The 24,972-nt window shown below is 65.4% G+C and carries 17 protein-coding genes and 1 pseudogene; 15 read left to right on the top strand and 3 right to left on the bottom strand.

Annotation, left to right across the window (positions count from 1 at the left end; all coding sequences use genetic code 11):
* Nucleotides 1-104 precede the first annotated feature (104 nt).
* The 6 genes from D5301_RS00090 to D5301_RS00065 all read left to right on the top strand — a co-directional run bounded on the left by D5301_RS00090 (nucleotide 105) and on the right by D5301_RS00065 (nucleotide 8,340).
* Nucleotides 105-2,267, top strand: coding sequence for a bifunctional (p)ppGpp synthetase/guanosine-3',5'-bis(diphosphate) 3'-pyrophosphohydrolase (locus D5301_RS00090; RefSeq protein ID WP_093999555.1), 2,163 nt, complete (start codon nucleotides 105-107; stop codon nucleotides 2,265-2,267).
* A 199-nt stretch (nucleotides 2,268-2,466) separates the two neighbouring features.
* Entirely contained in the window at nucleotides 2,467-2,853 is a 387-nt protein-coding gene (locus tag D5301_RS00085; protein ID WP_005410875.1) for a RidA family protein, read from the top strand.
* A 7-nt stretch (nucleotides 2,854-2,860) separates the two neighbouring features.
* A complete protein-coding gene (gene recG, locus D5301_RS00080; RefSeq protein WP_324187235.1) occupies nucleotides 2,861-4,972 on the top strand; it encodes an ATP-dependent DNA helicase RecG in 2,112 nt (703 codons plus the stop codon).
* 524 nt (nucleotides 4,973-5,496) lie between these two features.
* Entirely contained in the window at nucleotides 5,497-6,435 is a 939-nt protein-coding gene (locus D5301_RS00075; protein ID WP_032127836.1) for a nucleoside hydrolase, read from the top strand.
* 88 nt (nucleotides 6,436-6,523) lie between these two features.
* A complete protein-coding gene (locus D5301_RS00070) occupies nucleotides 6,524-6,766 on the top strand; it encodes a type B 50S ribosomal protein L31 (protein WP_010484049.1) in 243 nt (80 codons plus the stop codon).
* 296 nt (nucleotides 6,767-7,062) lie between these two features.
* Nucleotides 7,063-8,340 (top strand): citrate synthase, encoded by a 1,278-nt coding sequence (locus tag D5301_RS00065; protein ID WP_110713467.1) that lies wholly within the window; start codon nucleotides 7,063-7,065, stop codon nucleotides 8,338-8,340.
* Between the two features lie 160 nt (nucleotides 8,341-8,500).
* Here D5301_RS00065 and D5301_RS00060 read toward each other — a convergent pair whose 3' ends face one another.
* Nucleotides 8,501-9,274 (bottom strand): helix-turn-helix transcriptional regulator, encoded by a 774-nt coding sequence (locus D5301_RS00060; protein WP_153854440.1) that lies wholly within the window; start codon nucleotides 9,272-9,274, stop codon nucleotides 8,501-8,503.
* Nucleotides 9,275-9,367: 93 nt separating this feature from the next.
* On the opposite strand from D5301_RS00060, the gene D5301_RS00055 reads away from it, so the two are divergent.
* The 8 genes and pseudogenes from D5301_RS00055 (at nucleotide 9,368) to D5301_RS00020 (ending at nucleotide 20,939) form a co-directional block, all read left to right on the top strand.
* Nucleotides 9,368-10,126 carry an alpha/beta hydrolase gene (locus D5301_RS00055; RefSeq protein WP_153854439.1) on the top strand — a complete coding sequence of 253 codons (759 nt, stop codon included), beginning with the start codon at nucleotides 9,368-9,370 and terminating at the stop codon, nucleotides 10,124-10,126.
* A 595-nt stretch (nucleotides 10,127-10,721) separates the two neighbouring features.
* Nucleotides 10,722-11,222 (top strand): CS1 type fimbrial major subunit, encoded by a 501-nt coding sequence (locus tag D5301_RS00045; protein WP_153854438.1) that lies wholly within the window; start codon nucleotides 10,722-10,724, stop codon nucleotides 11,220-11,222.
* A gap of 61 nt (nucleotides 11,223-11,283) precedes the next feature.
* The gene (locus D5301_RS00040; protein WP_153854437.1) at nucleotides 11,284-14,016 is read left to right on the top strand and encodes a TcfC E-set like domain-containing protein; all 2,733 of its coding nucleotides are present in this window, start codon (nucleotides 11,284-11,286) and stop codon (nucleotides 14,014-14,016) included.
* Nucleotides 14,013-15,152 carry a CfaE/CblD family pilus tip adhesin gene (locus tag D5301_RS00035; protein ID WP_153854436.1) on the top strand — a complete coding sequence of 380 codons (1,140 nt, stop codon included), beginning with the start codon at nucleotides 14,013-14,015 and terminating at the stop codon, nucleotides 15,150-15,152. Before D5301_RS00040 ends, D5301_RS00035 begins: the two co-directional genes overlap by 4 nt.
* 18 nt (nucleotides 15,153-15,170) lie before the next feature.
* Entirely contained in the window at nucleotides 15,171-15,878 is a 708-nt protein-coding gene (locus D5301_RS00030; protein ID WP_153854435.1) for a pilus assembly protein, read from the top strand.
* Between the two features lie 60 nt (nucleotides 15,879-15,938).
* A pseudogene (locus tag D5301_RS24420) lies at nucleotides 15,939-16,484 on the top strand (ESPR-type extended signal peptide-containing protein); the annotation flags it as partial.
* Between the two features lie 33 nt (nucleotides 16,485-16,517).
* Nucleotides 16,518-20,120 (top strand): YadA-like family protein, encoded by a 3,603-nt coding sequence (locus D5301_RS00025; RefSeq protein ID WP_324187253.1) that lies wholly within the window; start codon nucleotides 16,518-16,520, stop codon nucleotides 20,118-20,120.
* Between the two features lie 69 nt (nucleotides 20,121-20,189).
* Nucleotides 20,190-20,939: a hypothetical protein gene (locus D5301_RS00020; RefSeq protein ID WP_153854433.1), complete on the top strand. Its 750-nt coding sequence runs from the start codon at nucleotides 20,190-20,192 to the stop codon at nucleotides 20,937-20,939.
* Between the two features lie 202 nt (nucleotides 20,940-21,141).
* Here the strand turns inward: D5301_RS00020 and D5301_RS00015 are convergent, their stop codons facing one another.
* Together D5301_RS00015 and D5301_RS00010 are read right to left on the bottom strand one after the other, a co-directional pair.
* Nucleotides 21,142-21,786, bottom strand: a complete 645-nt coding sequence (locus D5301_RS00015; protein WP_012511978.1) for a hypothetical protein — start codon at nucleotides 21,784-21,786, stop codon at nucleotides 21,142-21,144.
* A 294-nt stretch (nucleotides 21,787-22,080) separates the two neighbouring features.
* Nucleotides 22,081-24,504 carry a penicillin-binding protein 1A gene (locus D5301_RS00010; RefSeq protein ID WP_153854432.1) on the bottom strand — a complete coding sequence of 808 codons (2,424 nt, stop codon included), beginning with the start codon at nucleotides 24,502-24,504 and terminating at the stop codon, nucleotides 22,081-22,083.
* Between the two features lie 219 nt (nucleotides 24,505-24,723).
* Here D5301_RS00010 and pilM point away from each other — a divergent pair.
* Nucleotides 24,724-24,972, top strand: a 249-nt coding sequence (gene pilM / locus D5301_RS00005; protein WP_343200896.1) for a pilus assembly protein PilM, incomplete at its 3' end; no start/stop codon positions are given.

Genomic DNA, 24,972 nt, shown 5'->3' with positions numbered 1-24,972 from the left:
GCATCGATCAACGCAATCGTTGGATGTGCCGAACAGCCCGCCCCGTGCGGGCTGTTTCGCATTCAGGATTTGCCGTAAACGTCGCGCTGGAATAGGCTTCGGGCATGAACCCAGGCCCCACTGCCAAGGTCGCCGCAGCCCCCGCTGCCGCCGTACCCGACTACGTCCTCCAGCTTGAACGCGCCGCCCATTACCTGCCGCCGGAACAGCTGCCGCTGTTGCGCCGTGCCTGGGAAGTCGGCGCCGCCGCGCACGCTGGGCAGACGCGCAAGTCGGGCGAGCCCTATATCACCCATCCGGTGGCCGTGGCCCAGGTGCTGGCCGAGCTCGGCCTGGACGTGGAAGCGCTGATCGCCGCGATCCTGCACGACACCATCGAAGACACCCCGCTGACCCGTGAAGCGCTGGCCGCCGAGTTCGGCGAAGCCGTGGCCGAACTGGTCGACGGCGTGACCAAGCTGGACAAGCTGAAGTTCCGCGACCGCCAGGAAGCGGCCGCCGAGAGCTTCCGCAAGATGCTGCTGGCGATGTCGCGCGACCTGCGCGTGATCATGATCAAGCTGGCCGACCGCCTGCACAACATGCGCACGCTGGGCGCACAGAGCCGCGAAGCACGCGGCCGCATTGCCCGCGAAACGCTGGAGATCTACGCGCCCATCGCCCAGCGCCTGGGCATGAGCCTGGTCAAGAGCGAGCTGCAGAACCTCGGTTTCAAGGCGCTGTACCCGTGGCGCCACGCCATCATCGAGAAACACATCCGCAGCCAGCCGGTGGTGCGCCGCGAGGCGATGGCGCAGGTGGAAGTACAGCTGTCGCAGCGCCTGGCCAAAGAAGGGATCGAGCACCGCCTGGTCAGCCGCATCAAGACCCCGTGGAGCATCTACAACAAGATGCGCGACGAGAACAAATCCTTCGACCAGGTGATGGACGTGTTCGGCTTCCGCCTGGTCGTGCGCAGCGTGCCCAGCTGCTACCACGCGCTGGGTTCGGTGCATGCCACCTTCAAGCCGCTGGATGGCCGCTTCCGCGACTTCATCGCCATTCCCAAGGCCAACGGTTACCAGTCGCTGCACACCGTGCTGTTCGGGCCTTATGGCTCGCCGATCGAGGTGCAGATCCGCACCGAGGAAATGGACCTGATTGCCGAACGCGGCGTGGCCGCGCACTGGACCTACAAGTTCGGTGGTGATTCGCCCAACAGCGCGCAGAGCCGCGCGCACGCCTGGATCGTCGAGCTGATCGACTCGCAGCGCGCCGCCGGGTCCTCGCTGGAGTTCCTCGACAACGTCAAGGTCGACCTGTTCCCGGACGAGGTCTACCTGTTCACTCCGAAGGGCAAGATCCTGGCCCTGCCGCGCAACTCCACCGCGCTCGATTTCGCCTACGCCGTGCATACCGATGTCGGCAACATGGCGGTGGCTTCGCGCGTGGACAAGAAACTGGTGCCACTGCGCACCAAGCTGGTGTCCGGGCAGTCGGTGGAGATCATCACCGCCCGCTCGGCCACGCCGAAACCGCAGTGGCTGGAATTCGTGGTCACCAGCAAGGCGCGCACCGCCATCCGCCACCAGCTCAAGCAGTTGGAGCACGAAGACGCCGTGCAGCTCGGCCACCGCATGCTCGACCGTGCGCTGGAAGCGATGGATTCGTCGCTGGAACGGCTGCCGAAGGGGCGCCTGGATGCGTTCCTGGCCGAGCACCGCTTCCCGCGCCTGGAGGCGCTGCTGGCCGAGGTCGCACTGGGCAACTGGATGCCGACCCAGGCCGCGCAGGCGCTGATGGCCTACGCCGAACTGCGTGGCGGCCCGCATTCGCGCCACCACTCGCAGGAGAAGATCCTGATCAACGGCAGCGAGCGCGGCGTGGTCACCTTCGCCGGTTGCTGCCAGCCGATTCCCGGCGACGAGATCATGGGCTACCACACCGCCGGCAAGGGCATCGTGGTGCACCGCATGGACTGCCCGAACCTGGCCGAGCTGCGCAAGTCCCCCGAGCGCTGGGTGCCGATCGGCTGGGACACCACCGTTTCCGGCGACTACGACACATCGCTGGTGGTGGAAGTGGAGAACGGCACCGGCGTGCTGGCGCAGCTGGCCGCCGCCATCGCCCAGAGCCACTCCAACATCGAACGGGTGGACTACCTGGACCGTGACTTCAACGCTGCCGTGCTGGCGTTCAACATCCAGGTGCGCGACCGCAACCACCTGGCCGAAGTGATGCGCCGCCTGCGCCGCCTGTCGGTCGTGCAATCGGTACGCCGCCAGTAACGCGAACCCGGGGTCGGATCCCTCTCCTGCGGAGAGGGCTCTGACCCCATTGAATCCCGCCGTAGGTCCACACAATGCGTGGATGTTGCCGTGCGGGGTCAGAGCCGTTTCCCACCGGGAAACGGATCCGACCCCAGCCGATACCGCCCCCACCCGGTACAATCACCGCTCTGTTTTCCCCCAAGCACCGGAGCGACCCATGTCCCGCCAGATCATCAACACCGAAAAGGCCCCCGCCGCCATCGGCCCGTACTCGCAGGCCGTGCGCGCCGGCAACACCGTGTACTTCTCCGGCCAGATCCCGCTCGACCCGGCCACCGGCGACATCGTCGGCGCCGGTGACGTTGAAGCACAGGCCCGCCGCGCCTTCGACAACCTCAAGGCCGTGGCCGAAGCCGCTGGCGGCTCGCTGGACAAGGTCGTGCGCCTGGGCCTGTACCTGACCGACCTGGGCGAGTTCGCCAAGGTCAACGCCGTCATGCAGGACTACTTCCAGGCCCCGTACCCGGCCCGTTCCACCATCGAAGTCTCCGGCCTGCCGAAGGGCGCCAACTTCGAGGTCGACGCGGTGATGGTCATCGACTGACCGCCACGTGGCACGCAAGGCGGCGGTCACCCCGGTCCTGTCACCGTCCGGCGAAGCATCCCTGGCGATGCTCGCTGGCGTGGGGCCGGCCGTGGCCGCCAAACTGCAGGCGCGTGGCCTGGCCACCCTGCAGGATCTCTGGCTTCATCTGCCGCTGCGCTATGAAGACCGGACCCGGCTGACCCGCATCGAAGACCTGCGCAACGGCGTGCCGGCGCAGGTGGAAGGGCGGGTGGTCGCGGTCGAGCGCGGCATGCGCTACCGGCCGATGCTGAAAGTGGCGGTGGAAGACGAAGGGCAGGGCACCCTGGTGCTGCGCTTCTTCCACTTCCGCCAGCAGCAGGTCGGCCAGTTCGCGGTCGGCAACCGGCTGCGCTGCTTCGGCACCCCCAAACCCGGCCATCTCGGCCTGGAAATCGTCCATCCCAGCTACCAGGTGCTGGGCCGCAACGACGATCCCGAACTCGGCGACCGCCTCGACCCGGTGTATCCCACCGTCGAAGGTGTCGGCCCGATGACCATGCGCAAGCTGATCGGCCAGGCCCTGGATCGCCTGCCCGAGGAAAGCACGCTGGAACTGCTGCCCAGTGGTTGGCTGGATGGCCTCGGCCTGCCGTCGCTGCGCAGTGCGCTGCTGACCGTGCATCGGCCGCCGCCGGATGCCGATCTGGCCGCCTTGGCAGCAGGCACCCACCCGGCGCAGCGTCGCCTGGCAATGGAAGAGCTGCTGGCCCATCACCTTAGCCTGCGCCGCCAGCGCATTGCCTTGCAGGCGCACCATGCGCCGCCGCTGGCCGGCCCCGGCAAGCTGGCCAAGGCGCTGCTGAAACAGCTGCCGTTCGCGCTGACGGGTGCACAGGCGCGTGTGTTCAAGCAGATTCGCGAGGACCTCGCACGGCCCAGCCCGATGCTGCGGCTGGTGCAGGGCGACGTTGGTTCCGGCAAGACCGTGGTCGCCGCACTGGCCGCGATGCTGGCAGTCGAGCAGGGCAAGCAGGTCGCATTGGCAGCGCCCACCGAACTGCTGGCCGAACAGCATCTCAACAACCTGCGCAGCTGGCTGGAACCGCTGGGCGTGCGTATCGCCTGGCTGGCCGGCAAGGTCACCGGCAAGGCGCGCGCCAAGGTGATGGAGCAGGTCGCCAACGGCGAAGCGCAGGTGGTGGTCGGTACCCATGCACTGATGCAGGAAGCGGTGGTGTTCCAGGATCTGGCCCTGGCCATCGTCGATGAGCAGCACCGCTTCGGCGTGCACCAGCGTCTGGCGCTGCGCGACAAGGGCGCGGGTGGCAACAGCGTGCCGCACCAGCTGGTGATGACCGCCACGCCGATTCCGCGCACGCTGGCGATGTCCGAATACGCGGATCTGGATGTGTCGGCCATTGACGAACTGCCTCCCGGCCGCACACCGGTGCAGACCGTGGCACTCAACAACGATCGCCGTCCCGAACTGATCGAGCGCATCGCGCTGGCCTGCCAGGAAGGGCGGCAGGTGTACTGGGTGTGCACGCTCATCGAGGAAAGCGAGGAACTGGATGCCACCCCGGCGCAGGCCACCTACGAGTCGCTGCAGGCGCTGCTGCCGGGCGTGCGCGTGGGGCTGGTGCATGGCCGCCTGAAGGCCGCCGAGAAGCTGGCGACGATGGTGGCGTTCAAGGCCGGTGAGATCGATCTGCTGGTGGCGACCACCGTGATTGAAGTGGGCGTGGACGTACCGAACGCTTCGCTGATGGTGATCGAGAACGCCGAGCGCCTCGGCCTGGCCCAGCTGCACCAGTTGCGCGGCCGCGTGGGTCGTGGTTCGGCGGTATCGCGCTGCGTGCTGCTGTACCAGGCGCCGCTTTCGCAGATGGCGCGCGAGCGTTTGCAGACCATGCGCGAAACCAACGATGGCTTCGTCATCGCCGAAAAGGATCTGGAACTGCGCGGCCCCGGCGAACTGCTGGGTACCCGGCAGACCGGCCTGGCCGGCTTCCGCATTGCCGACCTGGCCCGCGACGCCGGCCTGCTGCCCGGCGTGCACGATCTTGCCGAACGCCTGCTGGCCCAGCAACCAGCGCTGGCCGATCGCGTGGTGCAGCGCTGGATCGGCACCGCCGTGCGTTACGCCTCGGCGTAAGTGGCGGGGTCAGACCCCTTTGCACAGCAAAGGGCTCTGACCCCATCCCCGGGACGCTCATCCACGCATGGCGTGGATCTACTGTAGAGCCGAGCCCACGCTCGGCTGCTTTTCGCGCTGCGCGCGGGAGTCGAGCATGGCTCGACTCTACAGAGAGCCAATTCGATCATTTACATGTTCCTCCACGCATTGCGTGGATGTGTGGACCGAGGTCGACACCCACCAGAGCAGAACGCCGTTCCGACAGATCGCGGAAATCTGTCGAAGGCGGGATGGGTCCGGTGGTAGGGGTGTGAGCGGCATGGATGCCGCGACCAAGCCCCCATGGACGGGTTCACGGCGGCCCCTGCCACCGGACCCATCCCGCCATCCTCCAGAAAACCAGCTTCTGACGTTGCCGTTGCTGTTGCCGTTGCTCCTGCCTCTGCGGGTGCAGGGCGCAGCCCTGCCGAACCCCAACCCCCCGTACTTGCAACGGTCATCATCCCGGTCCACACTTCGTTGCCGATCTGAAGACGGCAACGATGACCCACAAGATCCCCCTGTTGATCGACACCGACCCCGGTGTGGACGACGCCCTGGCCCTGCTGATGGCCTTTGCCGACGAACGGCATGACGTGGTCGCCCTGACCATCGCCGCCGGCAATGTCGGCCTGCAGTACACCGTCCGCAACGCCCTCAAGCTCTGCGACATCGTCGGCCGCGCCGACGTGCCGGTGTTTGCCGGCAGCCCGGATCCGCTGCTGCATCCCTCCGTCGACGCCGCCCACGTGCATGGCCGTGATGGCTACGGCGACGTGGACCTGCCGCCGCCGAGCCGCCAGGCCGAGGCCGAGCACGCCGCACTGGCCATCCTGCGCCTGTCGCACGAGCACGCCGGCGAACTGATGCTGGTGATGCTTGGCCCGCTGACCAACCTGGCGCTGGCACTGAAGCTGGACCCGACCCTGCCCGAGCGCATCAAGCGCATCGTGGTCATGGGTGGCGCGGTCACCTGCCACGGCAACATCACCCCGGCGGCCGAGTTCAATATCGCCTTCGATCCGGAAGCGGCGCACGTGGTGTTCACTTCGTTCAAGCACCTGCTGGTGTCGGACTGGGAGGCCACCGTCGCCCATGGCCTGCCGCTGCAGGATGCCGAGAAGTGGCTGCAGGCCGATTCCGATCGTGCCCGCTTCTACGAGCTGATCTCCCGCAAGACCCGTGGCCTGTCCGAAGACAGCAAGGGCGGGCGCTGGTACACCGCCGATGCGGTGGCCATGGCCTGGGCACTGAACCCGGAAGGGCAGCTGCAGGTCGAATCGCGTCCCCTGAACGTGGAACTGAACGGCACGTTCAGCCGCGGCGCCACCATCGTCGACTGGAACCGCCAGACCGGCCAGCCGGACAACTGCGATCTGCTGATGGCCTACGACCAGCAGCGTTTCGAGGCCCTGGTGCGCCAGGCCCTGGGCGCGGACTGAAGTTGATTGACCGGCACCGGTTGCCCCGAGCGGCAACCGGTGCTTATAATGCCGCTCTTGACCACCAGCCCATTTACGGTGTGAGCCCATGAAGGCCGATATCCATCCGAACTACCGCGACGTCGTCTTCCATGACGTCACCTCCGATTTCAAGATCCTGACCCGCTCGACCATGGCGACGAAGGAAACCATCAAGTGGGAAGACGGCAACGACTACCCGCTGGTGAAGGTTGAAATTTCCTCGGCTTCGCACCCGTTCTACACGGGCAAGCACAAGGTCATCGACACCTCGGGCCGTATCGACAAGTTCCAGAAGCGCTACGCGCGCTGATCTGTCGATCCAGCTTCGAACCGACGGCCGCGCTCTGCGCGGCCGTTTGTTTTTCCCCAACGCCAACCCAACGGGCGTTTGGATGGACGGAACACTGCGTTCGTGTGACAACGCTTTTGCCGATCCGGGCCGCTCAACGGCCGGCGTCTGGCCGCCTGTCGTATACGACTTCTGTCTAGCGCCGGGCAAATGCTGCTGTGCGATAATGGCGTGATCCCCGGCACAGGCCGAGGACGTCATTCACGTGCCTGACCAATGCGCTTGGGCAGGCGCCTTCCCATGAAGGAGCGCACACAGTGTCCGATCTTGATCAGGTCACGCTCAACGCCGGCGATAAGTCCGTCGTTCTGCCCGTCATCAAACCCACCCTTGGCAACGACTGCGTCGACATCGCGAAGCTGACCAAGGAAACGGGGTTCTTCACCTACGATTCCGGCTTCACCGCGACGGCCAGCTGCAAGTCCGCCATCACCTACATCGACGGCGACAAGGGCGTGCTGCTGTACCGCGGCTACCCGATCGAACAGCTGTCGGAAAAGTCGAGCTACGTCGAAGTGGCCTACCTGCTGATCAACGGCGAGCGCCCGAGCGCCGAGCAGCTGAAGGCCTTCACCGATGAGCTGACTGCCGAAGCCAACGTCGATGCGTCGATCAACACCCTGATCGGCAGCTTCGCCAAGGACGCCCACCCGATGGCCATCCTGGCTGCCGCGATCGCGCAGCTGTCGGCCATCTACCACGACTCGCTGGACCTGTCCGACGCCGAACAGCGCCGCCAGGCCGCCGTGCGCCTGATCGCCAAGGTGCCGACCCTGTCGGCGCTGATCTACCGCCATGGCAAGGGCCTGCCGGCCAACAAGCCGGATACCTCGCTGGACTACGTCAGCCGCTTCCTGAAGCAGACCTTCGAGTCGGCTGATGGCCAGTACGACCTGAACCCGGACGTGGTCAAGGCGCTGGACCTGCTGTTCATCCTGCACGCCGACCACGAGCAGAACGCCTCGACCTCGACCGTGCGCCTGGTCGGCTCGACTGGTGCCAACCCCTACGCGTCGGTCGCCGCTGGCGTCACCGCGCTGTGGGGTCCGGCTCACGGCGGTGCCAACGAAGCCGTGCTGAAGATGCTGGAAGAGATCGGCAGCGCCGACAACGTCGAGTCCGCCGTGGTCAAGGCCAAGGACAAGACCTCCGGCTTCCGCCTGATGGGCTTCGGCCACCGCGTCTACAAGAACTTCGATCCGCGCGCCAAGGTCATCGGCGAGATGACCAGCAAGGTGCTCAAGCAGCTGGGCGTGCAGGATCCGCTGCTGGACGTGGCCGTGAAGCTGGAACAGGCCGCGCTGCAGGACGAGTACTTCGTCGCCCGCAAGCTGTACCCGAACGTCGATTTCTACAGCGGCATCATCTACAAGGCGCTGCAGATCCCGACCGAAATGTTCACCGTCATGTTCGCCCTGGGCCGTACCTCCGGCTGGGTCTCGCATTGGCTCGAACAGCAGGTTGACCCGGAAATGAAGATCGGCCGTCCGCGCCAGGTCTACACCGGCAGCGACGTGCGCGACTACCAGGGCTGATCGCCCGCGTAGGTTGTGCCGAGAACGCCCCGCATCCGCGGGGCGTTTTTTTTGCCGCCCTGGTGGGTGCCAACCTTGGTCGGCACGCTTTTGTAGAGTCGAGCCATGCTCGACTGCTCTTGCTGAGTCGAGCATGGCTCGACTCTACAAAAGCAGAGCACTACACCTCTGAATACTGGCTCGGCGAACACCCCAGTTCGCGCCGGAACGCGGCGGAAAACGCACTGGGACTCGCATACCCCAGGTCCAGGGCCACGCGTGTCACCGCCTGCCCCTGGCCCAGCCGTTCGATGGCCGCCAGCAGGCACACCTGCTGCCGCCACTCGGCGAAACTCACCCCGGTATCCGCGCGGAACGTCCGCGTGAAGGTGCGCCGGCTCATGCCTGCATCCGCAGCCACCTCATCAAGCCCGATGGCGAGTGAGGGCGCATCAAACAGCGCCCGGCAGACGCGCGCCAGGCGTGCATCGGCAGGCAACGGCGCATGCAGGGAAAGCATCGGCATCGACGCGATCTCCGCGACCAGCAACTGCATCAGCTTGCCCGCACGCCCGTCCTCGTCATACAGCGCGGGCAGATCCACTGCGCCTTCCAGCAGCTGCCGCAGCAACGGCGAAACGGCATACACGTGGCACTGCGCCGGCATCGCCACCGCAGCAGCCGCCTCGATGGAAAGGAATGCGTTGAGCATCGTCACCGGCCCGCGCATCGTCATTTCGTGCACCAGACCGGCGGGAACCCAGCAGGCGCGCTGTGGCGGCACCAGCCAGCGCCCCTGCGGTGTCGTCACGCTGATGGTGCCGCGCGCGGCGAACGCGAACTGTCCGCGTCGATGGGCATGGCGCGGAAAGGTGGACGACGCTGCGTAGTCGTTGGAGGTGACCACGACATCGCGCGGCAGGTCTTCATAGGGATCGAGCAGCGAATTGCGCATGGCCCGGATTCTATAGCGGTTGACCCGTCATCGACGGTGGGCCGGGCCTGCGCTGCCTAGCATCAACACTCCTCCTCATTGCGGCAATGCTTCATGGCCAACACTTTTCATCGCGTGGGGCAGGGGTCTCACTCCGTCCTGGTCCTGCATGGCTGGTTCGGCGACGCACACGCGTTCGAACCGATCGAGCCGTGGCTGTCACGCGACCACTTCAGCTACATCTTCATGGACTGCCGTGGCTACGGCGGCATGCGCGATGTGGCGGGGCAGTACAGCATCGACGAAATCGCCCGTGACGCACTCTCGCTCGCCGATGCACTTCAGCTGGAAACGTTCAGCGTAGCGGGGCATTCCATGGGGGGCATGGCGATCGAGCGCATTGCCGTGCTCGCCCCCCAGCGGGTGCGGTCCATGCTGGCCATCGCACCCGTTCCCTGTGGCGGCATTGCCTATGACGCATCCACGCGAGGACTTCTGGAGAGTGCTGCCGGCAGCGTGGCCAGCCGAAGGGCCATCATCGATCGCAGTACTGGCGGGCGGCTGCCTGCAGCCTGGCTGGATTGGAAGGCCCGCTATTCAATGCAGCACTCCACGCCTGACGCGTTTGCTGCCTATCTACCTGCGTGGACAGATACGGATTTCAGCAATGAGATCGTCGACGAGCACCGGTTGAAGGTGCTGATAGGTGGGCACGATCCGACCTTCAATCGATCACTGATGGAGCGCACCTATCTGCACCGCTACCGGCAGGCCACGCTGGAGGTTCTGGAGGATGCAGGACACTACCCGATGAATGAGACGCCCTTGGCACTGGTGGCGGCCATGGAGTCGTTCCTGTTGTCAGCACCTTGATCGAAGAGGGGTTCGGCGACGATCTGCCGACGGAGGCCATCGGATGGGTACGGTGGTGGAACCGCATGGCGAGGTCGACACGCATCGGTTCAAGCCGACCGACATCGTTGTTGATCGGGCCACCGTGGTGCCCGCAGGCTGAGGCTCGCGCGCACAGCGCGAACAGCAGTCGAGCATGGCTCGACTCTACAAAGGCGAGGCAATGGGGTTTGTTGTATTCAACGCGTGAGGGAAGTTGCATAACCTTGTCTGTAGATCCACGCCATGCGTGGATGAACCACTGTAGAGTCGAGCCATGCTCGACTCGCACGCATAGCGCGAACAGCAGTCGAGCATGGCTCGACTCTACAAAAGCAAGGCAATGAGGTTTGTTGCATTCAACGAATGAGGGAAATTGCATAACCCTCAAACATTGAGCGCCTTCAAGAATCCTCCTTAGCATTCAATGTTTTAGGAATGCTTGAATGGCCGGCAGGACAAGGGATTTCTAACATTCTCTCCGTCGCCCGCAACCACCTCTGCGGGCGGCGCCTCCCTCCCTTTCTCCTTAGGGGAGGGGGGCTTTCATATTCCCCCTTGTCCGAGAGAGACACCCATGCACGCCATTCTCAAGAAGGCCGCGCTCGCTGCAGCGCTGGCCACCGCTTCGCTGTCCGCGCACGCCGTGGAAACCAAGATCTCCGTCTATGCCGACGTCGACCCGACCCTGGCCCTCCTGCGCGACGATGGCAGCGCGCTGCCGGACGCCGTCACCCTGACCCACGATCCGATGCGTGGTCTGCTGCCGAACACCCAGCGCGTTCGCATCCACTCCAACGATCAGACTGCTGATATCGAGGCAAAGATCGGCGGCACATTCGTGCTGGCCAGTGGCGACGGCAAGGTCACCGTGCCGATGAAAGTCAGCCTCAACGGTCGCGATCTGGGCCTCACCCCGATTGAATACGCTGCAGCCGACCTGTTCACCGGGGCAGGTGCCACCCCGGGTGCGTCGATCTCGATGCCGCTGACCATCGCGCAGACCACGCCCGCCCCGATTGCCACCAAGGGTGCGTATACCGGCGTCGTCAACATCGTGCTGAGCCAGAAGCCCTGATTCAACGCGGCTCCCGCGCCGGCCCGCACGCCGGGCCGGCTGCCTTTCCAGCGGTACCTCCATGACACCACACGCCCCCGCCATCACCCGGCTGGCGGTCGCGCTCGCCCTGGCGCTGGCAACGCCGCTGGCGGCGGCGCGCGGCGTCCCGCCCGGCTTCGAAGATCTGGTCGAAGGCCAGACCGAACAACTCGACATCCAGCTGTTCGGCCGCTCAGCCGGGCTGTCGCCGGTGCGCGTGACCCTGGAACACGTGCAGCTGGAAGACCCCGCCCAGGTGCTGCAGGCACTCGACCTGCCCGCCGAGGCGCAGGCCGCGCTGCTGCCCGCGTTGTCGCAGCCGATGCCGCGCAACAGCCATCTGGCCTGCCGCTTCGGTGGGGCCACCGCCGGCTGTGGCTATCTCGATCCTCCAGAAGACCCCGCCGCCGTGCGCGCGCTGTACGACGAAGGCGAGGGCGCGGTGCGCCTGTTCGTCGCCCGCCAGTGGATTCCCGGCAAGCCGGCTGCCGAACGCTTCCACACCGTCAGTGCCAACGCCGAGAACGCCTTCCTGCACCAGCAGGTGATCAATGTGAGTGGCAGCCGCGATTACCAGACGCTGTCCGCGCGCGGCACCGGCGTGCTGGGCCTGTTCGATCGCGGGCATGTCTCCGCCGAATGGAACTTCAACCAGCAGCGCTACCGCAGCCGTGGTAGTAACAGTGAGTTCCAGTTCGACAACGTCTACTACCGCCACGACCTGGGGCAGGCGCACTACCTGCAGGCCGGGCGCATGGACCGCCGCAACCTGTCCAGCCCGCAGGGCGGCACCTTCAGTTTCAGCATGCTGCCGCTGGACCGCCTGCAGGGCCTGCGCGTGGGCACCACCCAGGCCTATGTGGACGCCGATGCTGCCGTGCAGGCCACGCCGCTGACCGTGCTGCTGGCGCGCGATGCACGCGTGGATGCCTACGACGGCACGCGCCTGCTGCAGACCTCCTACCTGCAGGCCGGCATCAACCAGATCGACACCCGCAACTTCCCGTTCGGCAACTACACCATCACCCTGCGCATCTACGAAGACGGCGTGCTGGTGCGCAGCGAAGACGCGCCGTTCGACAAGGGCGGCGACTGGACCAACAGCCAGTGGCAGTGGTTCGTGCAGGGCGGCAAGCGCAACGAGCGCCGTAGTGACCGCTTCGATGGCGAACGCGTGGCCGTGGCCGGCATGCGCGTGCCGCTGGGCCGCGACGTGGCGATGGTGGCCGGCGCCGCCGACCTGGGCGGCTTCCGCTATGGCGAGCTGCGCGTGGATCTGCGTCGCCTGTACGCCACCCAGGAACTGCGCGCCAGCTTCGGTGGCATGCGCGGCAACGATGGCAGCACCGGCCAGCAGCACCAGCTGTCGTACCGCCGCACCGCGTCCTGGAACATCTACCAGCAGCGCATGCGCGGCAAGGCCTGCCAGTTCGAGGCCGACGCCCGCGACCAGCTGGGCTGCACCAACTCGCTCAGTGCATCGATGGCGCTGCCGCTGGCCGGTGGCAGTGCCTATGTGGGCTACACGCGGCGCCAGACCTGGCGCGCCGGGCGCGAGCTCCCCGGTGCAGAGGGCGATCCGCTGGCCGGGCTGGACCCGCTGCTGCCACCGCCGCCGCCGTGGCAGCCACGCCGCGAGCCGCAGCTCAGTCGTACCTGGCAGGCCAGCTTCAGCCGCAGCCATCGCTGGCAGGATTTCAGTGTCTCCACCCGCGTGGGCGTGTGGCAACAGCGCGCCAGCGACAGCCTGCGCGGCAGTGACCAACGCGACCGCGGCATCTACTTCAACCTGAGCCTGACCCGCCTGCTGCGCGGCACCGCCGGCAGCGGCCAGCGCCGCTACAGCGTGGACGTACGCCAGCCGCAGCACCAGCGCCCGGACATCAACTACAGCGTCGGCCACAGCCTGCGCCAGGAAGTCGATGCGCAGTACCGCGAGCTGTCGGCCGAACTGCGCGCCAACAACAGTGACCGCTACAGCGCCACGCTCAGCGGGCAATTGCAGAACAGCCTGGGCCAGAGCGGCGCCACGCTGGCGCACTACCAGCAGCGCGGCCGCAGCGAGACCGCCTACAGCGGCATGCACAGCTCCGGCTTCGCACTGGGCAAGCGCGGCTTCTACTGGAGCGGCAGCAACGGTGCCGACGCCGGCCTGGCCGTGCAGGTGGCCGACACCGACGACATCGACCTGCGTGGCGTGGCGGCCGAACTGCAGGTGGGCGGCCTGCGCAGGCAACGCCTGCAGATTGGCGAGCGCCGCCTGCTGCCGTTGTCGTCGTACCAGTCGCACCGCGCCGAGGTGCAGGACGCCAGCACGCTGGACAGCATCGCCGCCATCCGCGTGACCGGCGTGGGCGGCGCACGGCCGATGTTCCTCAGCCCCGGGCGGCTGATGCGCATGCCGGTGCCGATCGAGGTGACCTACACCTTCATTGGCAACGCCAAGGATCTTGCCGGAGCGCCGCTGGGCGGCGCCCGCATCCTCAACGCGCCGGTGCCCGGCACCAGCGCCAACGGCGGCTTCGTCGCCGATTTCCCGCGTCGCGAGACAACGCTGTACCTGCTGCAGGACGACCGCCTGCTGCACTGCCCGCTGCAGGTGCGTGAGCGCCGCCAGGTGGTGCTGCTGGTCGGCGCCGTGCACTGCGAGCCGCTGGCCGTGGCCCAGCTGCCGGCCGAGATCCGCCAACAGGCCCGGGTGACCCGCCTGCTGCAGGAACGCGCGTTGATTGCCGCCACGCCCCAGACCGCTGCTGCAGGAGGAACGCCATGAACCGGCGTGTGTTGTTGGTGTTGATGCTGGTGTGTGCGCTGGTGGTGCTGGCGCCGAGGGCGTGGGCGCAACGTCCGCCCGATACGGATCCGCCCAGTGGTGTGATTGCGCGTGATATCAAGATGGCGTGGGATCGCTCGGCGATGCCGGGAGACATCGAGATCTGGGTGCCCAAGACTTTGATCGCGTACGACATAGATCTGAGTAAGCAGTACGGAAAGCTCTATCTGACGTGCGAGTCAACCATTGATCCTGCATCTGGAATGTGCCGTACCGAAGATACAGAGGCGGAAAGTGGTGATGTAACCAGTGTGATACCGGTACGGGCGACAGAAGAGCGTACGGGAAGCCCGAGCACGATCAACTTCGCTGCTTCCATCTATAGGGCTGATTCCACCCAAATTTGCTCACTCGACTACTTTCGGGATACCAGGTACGCAATCTGGTCGTCGCATTCCAGACCTTGCGGCAGTGACTACGCAGTCGGTACAGGTCTGGCCATTGCGATTGCCGGGGATAGCGTTGCGCGCTTGGTGGCCGGCCGCTGGAGGGGCAGTCTCGCACTCAATCTGAGAGTGCCACCAGGCAGGCATTTGGCGAAGTATGTCGTCAACTTCGACTTCACCGTCACCGATTACGACGCGATCTCGATCTACTTCCCAGGTTTCGACGGTGTCGCCCCCCTGGTCAACATGGATCTGCGCTACGACCCCATCCGCAAGGTCGTCGCCGGGCGCAAGGAAGTGGACATGTGCCTGTACGACGGCGTGGGCTCGCAGAGCGAATTCCTCGGCGTCACTGTGCGCGACAGCGGGCCGCGCTCACCGCCGGGGCGCGACTTTGCGGTCTGGCATCAGGACGGCGGCAGCGATGACACCCAGCGCCTCGATTACCAGGTCGGCCTGAACTACGGCGGCAACCTGCTGGCCATGAAGCACGGTGAGGAACAACTGCTGCGTGGCATCGACAGCGCGCAACTGCGCATGGTGCTGCTGCCGGGCATGAGTCAACCCGTGTACTGCGTGCCCACGCCATTGACGCTGGAAACACCGCCCACGCCCATCGCCAGCAAACGCGCAGGTCTCTACGACGGCGAACTGACGGTGGAGCTGCGCGTGCCGACCGCCAAACCCTGATCCCCACGGAGGCTCATCATGAAGAAGCTGCTGTTCTGCCTGCTGCCGTTGAGCGCACTGCTGGCCCCGCCGGCACAGGCCAATCTGTCCATTCATCCGATGCGCGCAGCGGTGGATGCCAAGCATGGCACGAAGATCCGCGTGTACTCGCAATCCACCCAGCCGCAGTACGTGCAGGCGCGGCTGCTGCGCATCAACAACCCGGCGCAGCTGGGTGAGGAAGAGATCGAAGTGGAAGCCGCCGACGCGGCGATTGCAATCACCCCCGGCAAGTTCGCACTCAGCGGGGGCGGCAATCGCCTGATCCGGGTGATTCCACTGCAGACCGTCGAGAAGGAGGCGGCCTACCGGATCTACTTCGAGGGGGTGAAAGGTCCCGACGGCACGATCCTGGAAGGCGACGAGCAGGCGGCGCAGGCCAACGTCGGTGTCAGCCTGGTCTGGGGCGCGCTGGTGAACGTAGTGCCCACCAAGGGTAGCGTGGATCTGCAATTGCAGGGCAACACCCTGCGTAACACCGGCACGCTGCGTGTAGGCATTACCGGTGCTGCCGAGTGCAAAACCGGTGGCGTGTGCACGCCGCTTGAGCTGTCCAGAAGTCTCTACCCCGATGCCGCGCTGACCTTGCCGTTCCAGCTCCAGCCGGGCAGCACCCTGCAGCTGCAGTACCGACTGTCGAACGACAGCTATCGCGATCACGTAACGATTCTGGCGCCGAGCGCCTGACCTTCTATTGCCCCGCGCACGCGCGGGGCTTCATTTCCCTTGTCCTGTTAAGGAAAGAATATGAATCACATCTACCGTCGTATCTGGAATCACGCTAAACAATGCTGGGAGGTTGCCAGTGAGCTGGCACGCACAACGGGAAAGCGGACGTCAGGGAGGCGAGTCGCCGTGCTGGTGGGATGCTTGATCTCTGTACCATTCGCGGCTGCTTCCGCTGACTTGGATTCAGAGGAAGAGCAGTCAGTCCAGGTTGAATCCGGACGGATCTCGTCTTTCACGGAGTCGGCTCAGGAGACGCTGGCTGTAGGCGCGCGCTCGATGTCGGCCAGGGCGGGTTGGTACTCTGTTGAGCTTGGCCCCGGAGCAAATGCTTCCTCCTCGTCCACTGTCGCTATTGGCAACGGTTCTCAGGCGACCAGCTTTAGCGCTGTTGCAGTAGGCCACGGCTCCGTTGCAAGCGGCGCAGAGAGCATTGCTGTCGGAAGGGGGGCAAATGCCACCACCAGTGACGCAGCTGCGATTGGATACCGAGCATCTGCCAAAGGAATCGGCTCCACTGCTGTCGGTAGGGACGCTTCGGCGTCGGCCATTCAATCGTCGGCGTTTGGCTACGGCGCGAAGACCGATGGAAGGTGGTCTTTGGCCTTGGGAAATGGAAGCCATGCGGTTGCCGACTATTCCGTGGCGATGGGAATGTCCTCAAAGGCGACAGGTGCCAATGCGCTCGCTTTGGGACGTTATACCCAGTCCGTCGGTGAAAGCGACATTGCCATCGGTAGTTATGCGAAAACACTGGGTGCTGGTTCCGGCATTGCGCGAGTCGCGATCGGTGAAGGAGCCACCGCTGGAACCGAAGGCTACACCGGGGCTGTCGCCTTGGGGGGCAGGTCAAAGGCCGAGTTCGATGGTGTTTCGCTTGGCTACAACTCCAAGGCCTCAAAGACAGGGGCAGTTGCTCTAGGAGTGCACTCCATAGCCGATGAGGCGAACACTGTATCGGTAGGAAACAGCACAACGAAGCGCCGTATCGTCAATCTTGCCGACGCCCGCTTGACCAGTTCCAGCACCGACGCAGTGACCGGCAAGCAGCTCTACGCCACCGAGCAGAAGATCGGATCACTGAATGGCATGCTGAAAGCGGGTTCGCATGCCGATTCCTTCGTAATTGGGACAGGCTCTGTGTCCGCCTCGGCCAACACGGTGTCTGTTGGCAGCGCAAGCAATAAGCGCCGCATCCAGTATCTTGCCGACGGCGTGATTGGCTCTGGCAGCACGGATGCCATGACGGGTAACCAGCTGCATGCCACCAACACGAAGGTGGCGGCCGTTGAGAAAACTGCCAATACCGCGAAGACGGATCTTGTGGCGGTGCGCGAAATCGCGCAGAAAGCCACCAATCGTATTGACGCGACCACGCTGGCCCTGGGCAAGGGGGCCACTGCAGAGAACGGCAGCTACGGCATCAGCACCGCACTCGGCAACAACGCAAAGGCGTACAACGGCCGCAGCGTAGCGCTGGGCGACGACGCGCGCGCTGGTGTGGATGCGGACGGCAACAAGGTGGCCAACCAGAACGCGGGTGTCTCGGTCGGCGCCGGAACCCGCAGCGCCAACGGCGCCGTTGCAACCGGCTTCCGTGCAAACGCAAGCGGCAACTTCTCTATTGCCGTAGGCGGCGACGCCAAGGCCGAGTCAGAGCACGCTACGGCGGTTGGTTATCTGAGCAAGGCCAGTGCCAGCCAGGCCACCGCACTGGGGCGTGGTAGCGAAGCCGCTGCGCAGTACGCCACTGCCCTCGGCAATCTGGCCAAGGCAACAACAACCAGTGCTGTGGCCCTGGGTGATCGCGCTCAAGCCAAGCATGACAACGCAGTAGCACTGGGTGCAGGCTCGGTGACTGCCTCGTCCGACTCTGTTTCCGTGGGGAGCAGTAGCAAGAAGCGAAGAATCCAGTACATCGCAGATGGTGTGGTTGGGGCCGGTAGCACTGATGCAATCACAGGCAATCAGTTGCACACCACCAACCAGGCCGTGACCAAAGCCCAGACAGCAGCAGACGGCGCGACCACCACTGCCAATGCCGCAAAGGTGGAATCGGGCAAGGCGCTGGCCGAGACGGTCGTGCTGGGTGGCCTGGTCAACCAGACCGCTGCCAATGGCAGTGTTCGTCTGGGCCAGAAGAACAGTGGCACGCAGCTGGACGTGCGCAACAGCGCCAATGCGAACCGCAGGATTCTGGGCGTCGCCGACGGGGCCATCAGCGCGACCAGCAACGAGGCCGTGACCGGCAAGCAGCTCCATGAAACCAACGCGAACGTGAATTCGGCACAGACGACAGCCAGCGCAGCGAAGGTAAGCGCGGACAAGGCGCTGGCCGACACCGGAGTGCTGAATGGCCTTGTCGGTCAAGTCGCTGTCAACGGCAACGTTCGTGTTGGCGAGAAGAACAGTGGCACCATGCTGGATGTTCGCAACAGCGCGAACGCGAATCGGAAGCTGAGTGGCGTGGCTGATGGAATAGTCAGCGCCAGCAGCTATGAGGCCGTCAACGGCAGGCAGCTTAATGCCATCAATGACAAGGTGACGACGGTGGAGGACATTGCCAGGACTGCGGGCATGGAAGCTGTCGCCGCAAAGGGAGATGCGGCCAGGGCGCTGGCCGAGACGGCAGTGCTGGGCGGGCTGGTGGCGCAGGTTTCTGCGTCTGGCAATGTGCGCCTGGGTGAGAAGAACGGCGGAACGACCTTGGATGTGCGCAATAGCGTCAATGCCAATCGGAAGATCAGTGGTGTGGCGGATGGCTTGATGGACGTTGGTAGCGTCGATGCAGTCAATGGTGGGCAGCTGCATGCGGTTGAGCAGTCTGCGCAGGGAGCGAGGAGCATTGCAGATGAAGCTGTGAGAAGAATTGAGGGGCTTGCCGAGAGTTCTCGCTATTTTTCGAGCGGGAAGGGAGGGCCTCAAGGCGCGGCGCGAGCAGGCTTGATCGGCGTCGCTATTGGTGATTCCGCCGAGGCATCAGTTTCAAGTGAGGGGGCAGTCGCCGTAGGTAGTTTCTCTGCTGCTCGCGGCAAGAATTCTGTTGCTTTGGGGAGGGCTGCCCGCGTGGATGAGCGTGCTGACAATGGGTTTGCTCTTGGCGTTCTCGCTTCAGTGCAGGAGGCTGGTGGTGTCTCGATCGGGGCGAATAGCATTGTGCAGAGGGGTGCCACTAGTGCATTGGCTCTGGGGGTGTCCTCTGTGGCCGATGAGGCTCATACCGCGTCATTTGGCAGCGACGAGGTTAAGCGTCGGCTCACCAACATCGCCCGCGGTACCGCCGACCACAACGCCACCACTGTCTCCCAGCTCAAGGATTCCCTCGCTACGCTCGGCGGCGGTGCAGGCATGGATGCCAATGGCAACATCATCGCCCCGACCTACACGGTGCAGGGCGGAACGCAGAGCACCGTCGAGGATGCGCTGACGGCACTCGATGGCGCCGTCATCACCGCCGGCCGTCGCGCGGACAAGGTGGAAGGTCAGCTCAGCTCGATCTTCCAGGATTCACCCTCGGTCCGTGCCGACGGCATGAGCCAGATTGCGCTGAATGGCGTGAACGGCATGGTGCTGACCAATCTTGCCGACGGCCGGGTGGCACCAGGAGGCCGCGATGCAGTCAACGGTGGTCAGCTGCATTCGATGCAGCAGCAGCTCAACGGCCGCATGGACGGTCTGGAGCAGCGCATCGACGACGCCCCGGCACCGCGTGCCCTGGCGACGTCCTCGGTGCCGAAGCCCCAGACCGAGGAAACGTCGGTGGTACCGGAAGGCAAGGACTCCCAGCAGGTCGCCTCGGTAGGCGAGGGCGACAAGCCCACGCCGCAGCCGAAGGCCAACAAGGACGACTCGCCGAAGCCGCAGGTCGACACCGCCGAGCTGGAGAAGATGCTGGCCCGCGCCAACGAGTACACCGATGGTGCGATCAGTAACTTCGAACGCCGCCTGGACAAGATGGACAAGCGCTTCAACCGCATGGCGGCGATGAGCAGCGCGCAGACGGCGATGGCGATGAACACCGCCGGCCTGGCCACCTACAACCGCCTTGGTGCGGGCGTGGGCTACAGCGAGGGTGAGTCGGCGATGGCGGTGGGCTACCAGCGCGTGCTCAATGAGAAGGGCTCGGCCACCTTCAGCCTCAATGGTGCGTTCACCAACAGCGGTGAGCGCAGCATGGGCGTGGGTGTGGGCATCGGCTGGTAAGCCATGCAGCCCCGGCGTGACGCGCGTAATCCACCCCGTCGCGCCGGGGTCCTTGCCGAGGAGATGGCAATGTATGGTTGGGTAAGCCGGTTCATGAGCTACCGCACCTTCTATGTGTGGCGTGCGCGCTACCGGTACTACACGCGCCACTTGAATGGCAGGATCGTGGTCAGTGCGCTGTGCCTGGCGGGTGTGGTGCTGCTGCTCTGGTACTACTGGCGGTACACCAACGTGCCGCCGCCGCGGATGCACCCACAGGCCGCAGCCTTGCGGGTGGAAGGCATCACCAACGAAGCGATCCACCGCATCGTGCTGGTGCGCCATGGCGGCAGCACGCCGGGCCAGGAGTTCACCACGCCGCAGGATATTCGCGCCAGTACGGCGCGCACGATGCGGGTGCGGCAGGTGCTGGACGGGGAAGTGGCATGGCGCCTGAAGGCGAATCTGCTGGCGGACATCGCGGACTACATCGAGGTTACCGGAGGATGTGTGCCTTACCCGTGCGCTCAGGTGCAGGCCCGCCTCCTACTGTTGCGCGAGGCGGCGGTGCAGAATGCGGGTATCAACCAGACCTTGCAGCGGATTCTGGACGGGCCGAGCGATCTGATGCCGAGCCTGGAACGTGGTGACCGCCAGCGGGTGAAGAGCGGCTGGTCGGATTCGTTCGACGACATCTACTACCAGACATGGTTGTTGAACGATCTGCAAAGCATGCACGCACGGATGATGGCGGAGTATCCCAGGCGCGCCCCGGCGCCGTGGCTGCCGGAGTGGATGATGGGCACGGAGTCCTCAACCGGCAGCGGAATGCCGCCGTAACGCGACGGCCGTTGCCTGCTGTAGAGTTGAGCCGCGCCGAAGGATCTGTAGGCGCCCTCCAGATGAACGCATCGCCATGCGCGCGGAACCTGCCGCCGGGCCGAGGGCAGGATTCGCGCTCGACTGCTCTTCGGTCAGAGATACAGACGCCTGAAGCACTGTGCGGACCAACGGTCCGCACCTACCAATACCGGTACTACCGTTACCCGCCGATGTACGCAGTGATCTCCGCCTCGGCCAGCACCTGCCGCAACTGCGCCACGGATGCGCGCCGCATCGGCTTCTCATCCACCGGCGAAAGCGGCGCCTGGCGCAGGGCGTCGTACGGCAGCACGGCCAGGTCGAAGGTCAGCTCCTCGGCACTGAACACCCACACCGGCACGTCCAGGCAGCGCTCGCGGTCCATGCGCAGGCGGCGTGTCCGCGATTCGGCGGGAATGCCGTGTTCGTCCAGGAAGCGGTGCACGGCTTCCGGGTCGTCGCTGTGCAGGTGCAGCTGCACGGGACTGTTGGCGTCGGCGGTGCCGTCCAGTACGGGGCCGGCCAGGCGCGGGGCGAAGCCGTGCAGGAACTCCAGCGCGCGCATCGCGGCTTCGCGGCGGCGCTGCAGTTCGTTGCCGTGCTGGGGCCCGGAGAACAGCCGCTGGTACTCGCGCAGGGCGTCCTCGATCTCGGTATTGCGGGGCAGGGAGGCATCGTCGTGGATGCCGAGCCGGCTGGCGGCCTTCAACTTGGCCTGGTGGTAGTCGCGGATGCCGCCTTCGGCCATCAGGCGGGCGGCTTCGTGGGCGAGGCGGTGGCGCCGCTCGCGGGTCTGGCTGGCAGCATGCTGACGGGCGCGATGCATGCGATGACTCCCTGTTGCGACCTGGCTACAGACTAGCGCACGGATGTGACATCTGCGTGGGTATGGCGGATGCAACCGCTTTGGTAGGTGCCGACCTTGGTCGGCACAGGGCGCCAACCGAGGTTGGTGTCTACCAGGGCAGCATCAGTGCCAACCAAGGTTGGCATCTACCAGAGCCGCATCAGTGCCAACCAAGGTTGGCACCCACCAGAGCCGCATCGGCGCCAACCAAGGTTGGCATCTACCAGAGCCGCATCGGTGCCAACCCACGGTTGGCACCCACCAAACCCTTCCTCAGAAGATATCGAACGCGGCGGCGTCGGCCTGCGGGGTATTGAGGTTCAGGTCGTAGTCGGTCAGGCGGTCCATGTCTTCCACCTTCACCCACTCGGTGGCGCCGTTGAGGGTGGCCTGGACCATGCCGCTGGGCGGGTCGTTCTGCGCGATCGGGGTGTCCTTCAGCGCGGTGCGCATGTAGTCGATCCAGATCGGCAGGGCGGCCTTGCCACCGTATTCGCGGTAACCCAGCGAGCGGAAGTCGTCGCGGCCCACCCACACCGTGGTCACGTACGGGCCGCCGAAGCCGGAGAACCACGCATCGCGGTGGTCGTTGGTGGAGCCGGTCTTGCCGCCCACGTCCTCGCGGCCGAGCACCTTGGCCTGCACGCCGGTACCGCGCTGGACCACGTCGCGCATCATCGACACCAGCTGGTAGGCAGTGCGGGCATCGATCGCGCGCGGGGCGGTGCGGGCATCCGGGTTGGCCGGTGCCGCCGGGGTTTCGGTCTTGGCTTCGGCCTTGGCCGCAGCGGCCGGGTCCACCTTCGGTGCCGGAGCGCCGAAGTTGAAGCCGTCCACCACCTGGTTGACCGGCTGGTCGCTGCTGCCGGCGCAGTCGCGGCAGGCCAGTGCCGGGTTTTCCTTGAACACCAGGTTGCCGTCGCGGTCGTTCACCTGGTCGATCAGCCAGGTGTCCACGCGCGAGCCGCCGTTGGCGAACACGGCGTAGCCACGCGCCACCGACAGCGGGGTCAGCGAGGCGGTGCCCAGCGACATCGACAGGTTCGGCGGCAGCTCCGATTCGGCAAAGCCAAACTCGCTGATGTACTTGCGCGCGTAGTCCACGCCCATGCCATCGAGCAGGCGCACCGAGACCAGGTTGCGCGACTGCACCAGCGCTTCGCGCAGGCGCATCGGGCCACGGAAGCCGCCGCCGTCGTTCTGCGGGGCCCAGGTCTTGCCGCGGCGGTCGCGGAACACGACCGGGGCGTCGAGCACGATCGAGGCCGGGTTGTAGCCCTTGTCGAAGGCGGCTGCGTAGACGAACGGCTTGAAGCTCGAGCCCGGCTGGCGACGGGCCTGGGTGGCGCGGTTGAACTTGTTGCCGGAGAAGCTGAAGCCACCCACCAGCGCCTTCAACGCGCCGTTGTGGGCATCCAGCGAGACCAGCGCGGACTGGCCGCGCGGGATCTGGTCCAGCAGCCACTCACCTTCCTTGGCACCGGCGCGCACGCGCACGATGTCACCGCGCTGCACCAGCTTGCCCGGGGTCTTGTTGGTCCACTTGGCGGCACCGGCCGGCAGCACGATCTCGCTGCGGTTTGCCAGCACCACCGTTGCGCTGCCATCGGCACCGGTGCTGGCGACGATGGCCGGCAGCAGGCCGGCCTGGCCGTACATGCCACGCAGGTGCTCGGCCAGGGCGGCGGCGTCTTCGCCGGCACCCACCTGGACCTGCTTCTCCACGCCGTGCCAGCCGTGGCGGTGGTCGTACAGCAGCAGGCCATCGCGGACAGCCAGGTTGGCGGCGGTCTGCAGGGTCGAGTCGATGGTGGTGGTGACGTGGTAACCCTTGTTGACCACATCGCCGCCGAAGCGGGCGATCATTTCCTGGCGCACCAGCTCGGCCACGTACGGGGCATCGACCTGCACCGGCGGCTCATGCGCGGTGGCGTGCATCGGCACCGCCTTGGCAGCGTCGGCCTCGGCCTGGCTGACGAACTTCAGGTCGGCCATGCGCTGCAGCACGTAGTTGTCGCGGCGCTGGCGGGCACGTTCCGGGTTGGAGATCGGGTTGCCCGAAGACGGGAACTTGGGGATGCCGGCCAGCGAGGCCATCTCGTCCAGGTCCAGCTCGTTCAGCTTCTTGCCGTAGTAGAACTCGGCAGCAGCGGCCACGCCGTAGGCGCGGTTGCCGAAGAAACTCTTGTTCAGGTACAGCTCGAAGATCTCGTCCTTGCTCAGCTCGGACTCGATCTTCCGCGCCAGCAGGATCTCGGCCAGCTTGCGGGTGTAGCTGTACTCGGAGCTGAGGAAGAACTGGCGGGCCACCTGCTGGGTGATGGTGGAGCCACCCGGCACGCGCTTGTCGTTGGTGGTGGCCAGCAGCCACACCGCGCGGCCGATACCCATGTAGTCCACGCCGCCATGCTCGTAGAAGCGGGCGTCCTCGGTGGCCAGGAACGCCTGCTTCAGCTTCTCCGGCACGTCCTTCATGGTGATCGGGGTACGCCGGGTCTCGCCGAACACGGCCATCAGCTTGCCGTCGGCAGCGTAGACGTACATCGGCTCCTGCATTTCAACGTCGCGCAGGGTCTGCACGTCGGGCAGCTTGGAGGACACAGCGTAGTACAGACCGCCCACGGCGGCCGCGCCGATCAGCGCCAGGACCAGGACAATCAGGAAGATCCAGCGCAGCCAGCGGCGGAGTCGAGTCATCGGGTTCAGATTCCGATTGCGAATTTCGTGGTCGCAGAGTATAGATTACGCAAGGTGGCGGCTGGGGTCGTCGCCGGGGAGCGCAAAGGGAACAGTCAGGGGCTGCATGGTGAATCCGTGAGGGACTTCACAGCAGGGCCGTTGCCATTTGCTAAGAATACGTTATTAATGCTCGGGCGCAGGTCTTGCGTCCAAGTGCCCGTCGGCAGGGGAGAAACCGTGGGGCTCATCCCAAAAAGTCAGTCGCCGCTTGTGGGCGTCGACATCAGTTCGACTGCGGTAAAGCTTTTGCAGCTGTCCCGCAGTGGCAACCGTTTTCGTGTGGAACATTACGCTGTGGAACCTCTTCCGCCGAATGCGGTGGTGGAGAAGAACATCGTGGAAGTGGAGGCCGTGGGTGAGGCTATCCGCCGTGCGATGAACCGCTCGGGGAGCAAGGCCAAGCTGTGCAGGGGTGGGATATATGGG

The sequence above is a fragment of the Stenotrophomonas sp. MH181796 genome (assembly GCF_009659995.1).
GTDB classification, from domain to species: domain Bacteria; phylum Pseudomonadota; class Gammaproteobacteria; order Xanthomonadales; family Xanthomonadaceae; genus Stenotrophomonas; species Stenotrophomonas riyadhensis.
Note: the sequence above shows the minus strand (reverse complement) of the source record. Positions and strands in the feature narration are given on the sequence as shown.

What these genes read in the sequence shown, in the direction of transcription:
- D5301_RS00075 (WP_032127836.1), top strand. Translation starts at nt 5,497, where the DNA reads ATGACCCACAAGATCCCCCTGTTGATCGACACCGACCCCGGTGTGGAC.
- D5301_RS00030 (WP_153854435.1), top strand. Translation starts at nt 15,171, where the DNA reads ATGAAGAAGCTGCTGTTCTGCCTGCTGCCGTTGAGCGCACTGCTGGCC.
- D5301_RS00085 (WP_005410875.1), top strand. Translation starts at nt 2,467, where the DNA reads ATGTCCCGCCAGATCATCAACACCGAAAAGGCCCCCGCCGCCATCGGC.
- D5301_RS00020 (WP_153854433.1), top strand. Translation starts at nt 20,190, where the DNA reads ATGTATGGTTGGGTAAGCCGGTTCATGAGCTACCGCACCTTCTATGTG.
- D5301_RS00015 (WP_012511978.1), bottom strand. Translation starts at nt 21,786, where the DNA reads ATGCATCGCGCCCGTCAGCATGCTGCCAGCCAGACCCGCGAGCGGCGC.
- D5301_RS00045 (WP_153854438.1), top strand. Translation starts at nt 10,722, where the DNA reads ATGCACGCCATTCTCAAGAAGGCCGCGCTCGCTGCAGCGCTGGCCACC.
- D5301_RS00060 (WP_153854440.1), bottom strand. Translation starts at nt 9,274, where the DNA reads ATGCGCAATTCGCTGCTCGATCCCTATGAAGACCTGCCGCGCGATGTC.
- D5301_RS00090 (WP_093999555.1), top strand. Translation starts at nt 105, where the DNA reads ATGAACCCAGGCCCCACTGCCAAGGTCGCCGCAGCCCCCGCTGCCGCC.
- D5301_RS00010 (WP_153854432.1), bottom strand. Translation starts at nt 24,504, where the DNA reads ATGACTCGACTCCGCCGCTGGCTGCGCTGGATCTTCCTGATTGTCCTG.
- D5301_RS00035 (WP_153854436.1), top strand. Translation starts at nt 14,013, where the DNA reads ATGAACCGGCGTGTGTTGTTGGTGTTGATGCTGGTGTGTGCGCTGGTG.
- D5301_RS00055 (WP_153854439.1), top strand. Translation starts at nt 9,368, where the DNA reads ATGGCCAACACTTTTCATCGCGTGGGGCAGGGGTCTCACTCCGTCCTG.
- D5301_RS00070 (WP_010484049.1), top strand. Translation starts at nt 6,524, where the DNA reads ATGAAGGCCGATATCCATCCGAACTACCGCGACGTCGTCTTCCATGAC.
- D5301_RS00040 (WP_153854437.1), top strand. Translation starts at nt 11,284, where the DNA reads ATGACACCACACGCCCCCGCCATCACCCGGCTGGCGGTCGCGCTCGCC.